The 4,667-nt window shown below is 66.7% G+C and carries 2 protein-coding genes; both read right to left on the bottom strand.

All coding sequences use genetic code 11. From position 1 onward, the window contains the following. Positions 1–318 precede the first annotated feature (318 nt). Positions 319–1,434, bottom strand: a complete 1,116-nt coding sequence (locus KAY22_RS24860) for an IS110 family transposase (protein WP_084281543.1) — start codon at positions 1,432–1,434, stop codon at positions 319–321. Between the two features lie 76 nt (positions 1,435–1,510). Next, complete coding sequence (locus KAY22_RS24855) at positions 1,511–4,480, bottom strand: Tn3 family transposase (protein WP_042491074.1); 2,970 nt, start codon at positions 4,478–4,480, stop codon at positions 1,511–1,513. Between the last annotated feature and the right edge of the window lie 187 nt (positions 4,481–4,667).

Raw genomic sequence — 4,667 nt, 5'->3', positions numbered from 1 at the left:
TACGCTCTCATGACTGCCATCCGAGACGCTGGCCGAGTTTACTCCTTCGCTGGCCAGGAAGCCAGCGTCGCATTGACCTTGGCGGGTGTGCCGCGGGCGCCTGATCGACGACGATTGATCACGCTCTCATCCGCGGGTTGATTACCGCACTACCCGTATCCGTCGCTGGGCCTGTCCACCGTCTAAGATCGGGCGTCGGACGAACCTGCCCCAACGTACGCCGTGGATTACCCATCACAGTCGGGTGCCCGCGGCACGCCGGCCAAGGCTATGCAGGTCGTGCGCTGGCGCCTCCTCTCGTCGCGTTCGGGGAAAGGGTCAGGTGGCGACCGCCGGCGACACGCGCCTCGCGATGTCCCACGCGTAGCCGATGAGTTCGCGCGCGATCGCGGTTATTACCTTGGGCTGGGGCTTGCCCGTGGCGGCCAGGCGGCGGAAACGCTGACACAGGCGGACCTGCGCCTTCCATCCGATAGCCTGGACCTCGTCGGGCAGATCAGCGACCCGCTCGCGGTAGCGACGCTCCTCGCGTGCAGGCAACCGGTAAGCCCAGCCTGCCTCGACCAGCATGGTGCGCGCCTGCCCGTTACCAGCGCGGGTGATGCGTCCGCGCTGTTTGCGAGCGCCGCTGGAATATTCGGACGGTACCAGCCCGACATAGGCCATCAACTGCTTGGGATTGTCGAAGCGGGTAAGATCGCCGACTTCGGCGACCAACGTTGCGGCGCTGACCAACTGAATGCCACGCAGCGCCTGTAGATTGCGGACAAGCGGGGCGAACCGCCAGCCCTCCACTGCCTCGCCGAGGGCCGCCTCGAGGCGGCCGACGCGTGCTTGCGCCTCGAGCACGCGCCTCTGCATCTCCTCGAACGCCAGTTGCTGATGCGGGAAGTCGAACCGCTGCTCCGACAACCATCGCCAGTACATCTTGGTCCAGGTTCCTTTGCCGCCATAACGACGATCGTGCCGGAGCAGAAAGCTCTTCACCGTCTGCTTGGCCCCGGTGGCGTCCTCCTTCGCGCTGCGCCTTGCCCGGATCAGGTCGCGCACTGCCTCGTGCGCTTCGTCCGGCACCCAGATCGCGGTGAGTTCGCCGGCACGCAGCAGGCGCGCCAACGTCATCGCATCACGCCGGTCGGTCTTCACGTGATCGCCAGGTCGCCGCGGCATCATCGAAGGGGCGATGACGATGCAGCTCTGCCCCAGCCCGGTTAGCAACCGGTGCAGGCCGTAGCCGCACGGGCCCGCCTCGTAGCAGACTTGCAACTTCGTGCCCGCCCCGGTCAGCCGCTTGACCAGCTTTCTGACCGCATCGTCCTCGTTGGGAACCGTGCCAACATAGCGTACCTCGCCCCCGCGTTCCCCATCGGCCACCGCGACAGCGATGGTCCCCTTGTGCACGTCCAGCCCGATGTATTTCACTGCCTCCGTCATGACTCGTCTCCGTTGCTGACTAATCCATAGTCAGCATCCCAGATTCGAGCCGCCGAGGCTCCCGCAGTCATTGGGTCTAAGCGTCCCGGCTTTGCTGGTGGAGGCGCAGCGGCCTGAACCGCTCGCGAGGTTTGTCGATCTCGCCCCAGAGATAGTCGCCGGTGAGGCCGATATGCTCCCAGCCCAGAGGGGCGACGTGGGCGAGCAGCTCGTCGGGCACGTCGACGCCGCTGCCGCGCAGATGACGGACAGCTCGGTCGAGATAGACGGTGTTCCAGAGCGTCATGGCCGCGGTGACGAGGGTCAGGCCGGAGGCGCGATGGCGCTGGTTCTCGAAGGTGCGGTCGCGCAGTTCGCCGAGGCGGTTGAAGAAGATGGCGCGGGCGAGCGCGTTGCGGGCCTCGCCCTTGTTGAGAATGCTGCCGGTGCGACGACGCTGGTCGGGATCATCGAACCAGTCGAGCATGAACAGGGTGCGTTCGATCCGACCTATCTCCCGCAGCGCGCGGGCGACCGAGTTCTGACGCGGGAAGCCCGCCAGCTTGCGGAGCATGACCGAGGCGCTCACCGTGCCGGCGCGGATCGAGGCGGCAAGGCGCAGGGTTTCGTCCCAGTTCTCCTCGATCGCGCGGATCTTGACCGGACCGGCGACGAGCGGGCGCAGCGTCGGCCACGAGTCGAGCGGCGACAGGCTGTAGAGCCGGCGCTCGTTGAGGTCGCGGATGCGGGGCGCGAAGCGGAAGCCGAGCAGATGGCACAGGCCGAAGACATGATCGACCGCGCCGGCGGTATCGGTCGCATGTTCGCGGATGACCAGCTCGCTTTCATGGTCGAGCAGGCCGTCGAGGACATGCGCGGCCTCGCCGGCATTGGCGGCGATGACCTTGGTGTGGAACGGCGTGAAGCGGTCGGTGACGTGGGTGTAGAACAGCACGCCTGGTTCGGTGCCATAGCGGGCGTTGTGATCGGCGCGGGCCTCGCCCTGACCACCGGCACGAAAGAACTGCCCGTCCGACGACGATGTATCGCCCGGTCCCCAGACCGCCGCGAGCGGATGCGCGGTATGGCAATCGACGATCGCCGCCAGCGCCGACAGATAGGTTTCGTCGCGCACATGCCATTCCGCCGTCCAGCGCAGGCGAGACAACGTCAGCCCGCGCGAGCTTTCGGCCATGCGGCCCAGGCCGAGGTTGGTCGCATCGGCGAGGATCGCACCCATCAGCGCGGACTGGTCGGAGGCGGGGGCGCCGCTGCGCGCATGGACGAAACGGTCGGCGAATCCCGACCATGCGGCGACCTCGACCAGCAGATCGGTGATTCGGACGCGCGGCAGCATCGCGTAGAGCCGGGCCTTTAGCGCATCGGCATCGTCGGACGGGGATCGCCGGATCGACGATATGAGCAACTGCCCGCGTTCGATCGTCACATCGACCAGCTCGCCCGCTGCGGCTGCGCGCTCCACCTCCGTCATGCGCCGGGCCAACAGGGTGCGGCGTTCCTCGTACCATTTGGAAAAGTCGGTCGGCACAACCAGGCGCAGATCGCCGCTCGCGCGCATCGCTTCGAAGGCGGGCATGGGCAGCTGATAGTCGTCGAGCGTGCGATAGGCGCGGCTGCCGTCCACCCAGATGCTGCCCGAGCCGAGCCGCTCGCGCAGGTGGGCGATCACTGCGATCTCATAGGCGCGCCGGTCTATCGTCCCTTCCGCCGGCTGCACGACCTTGCGCCAGCGCGGCTTGATGAAGCTGGTCGGCACTCGCTTCGGCAGGACCGATCGACCGTCGCGGTACATCGTGCGCAGCACCTCGATCGCGCCGAGCAGCGGATCAGCCAACCGCGCGGTGCGGAAGGTGAAAGCGGCGAGAAACGTCGGGGCGAAACGCCGCACGGCGGGATAGCGTTCGACCACTTCTTCCAGCCCGTCATCGGCCGAGCGCGTCAGATCCTCGGCAAAGCGGATGCTGCGTTCGAGCTGATCCCAGCCCATCTTCGCGTCGATCGCGCGGAAGGCATCGCGCCCGCTCGCACGAGCATCTACCAGCAGGCGACCGAGCCGGGCATGGAAACGCGCGGTGTCCTTCAGCATCCGTGCCTGGCCGAGCAGCCGATCGGAGCGGGTGCGGTCGGCACGGCGGAACAGCGCGCCCACCATCTTCTCCACCATGACCAGCGCGGCGTCGGTCAACGTCGCTTCCATCTCGATCACGGAAGCTACGAGCATGGCGAGCCGGCGCGGACGTTCGAGACGCCGCAGGTGCTGGGCGGTGACGATGCCGGCGGTCCGCGCAATGACGGCATAGCGAGCAGCATGGATACGTCGTGCTCGATCAGCCGCGATCCCGATGCCGCGCACGGTGTCGAGCCGTTCGACGATTCCCTTCAGGTTCGCGGCCGATGGTGCTTCCGGCCATTCGCGTATCCATCCTAGCCGGGTGCGCCCATCATCGTCGGAGGCGATCATGTGTTCGAGTGCGGCTTCCTGTTCGGTCGAACAGTCGCGGATCAGATTGGAATGGGCCGCCTTGCGCGCCCGTGTCCGCACGATGAGGGCGAGCCGTTCCAGCGTCGATGTCGCCGGCAGTACGATCCGGTCCGCCCGCAAGCGATCGACCATGCCTGTGACGATCGTCTCACCTCTATCAGTCGAAGCGGCAATCTCCGATCCCAGCGCCAGCATCGCCCGTACATCCACCCGCGCGAAGGCGCGCAGACCGAGCAGAGCTTCGATCTCGGCCCGGTGTTCGCGCAATGTCGTGGGGCGCGTGGCATAGCCGGTGAAGTCGTCGGCTACGCACCCGATCTGATCGGCGAGCAGCGCGAGCATGGCGGCGGGCACCGCATCCCCCGTCAGTAGCCTGCGACCGGGATGACGCAGGTAGCAAAGCTGCACCGCATAGCCGAGCCGGTTCGCCCCGCGCCGACGTCGCGCCACCTGTGCCAGATCGTCGGGACCGAGCGTATAGAGCCGTTCGATCGTCGCGCGATCGGCAGGCGGGTCGAAGATCACAGCACGCTGCGCGGGCGACAGGATGGTCTTGGTCGGCATCGGCTTCCTGTTCGTCACGAAACAGGAAAGCGTACCCGTTCATGGAGCATAGACCAGAAGAGGCTCTGTTGCAAACTCCGCTGCGGGCGCACGTTCGCTCTGATGGGCGATCGGCGTGGTAGTTCCGGCTACGCCGCCAGGTCCAGCGTTTGGAGCTGGTCCATCATCTCGGTAAGCGCGTCCGGCC

It is taken from the genome of Rhizorhabdus sp., from assembly GCF_018006725.1.
Taxonomy (GTDB): Bacteria; Pseudomonadota; Alphaproteobacteria; order Sphingomonadales; family Sphingomonadaceae; genus Rhizorhabdus.
Note: the sequence above shows the minus strand (reverse complement) of the source record. Positions and strands in the feature narration are given on the sequence as shown.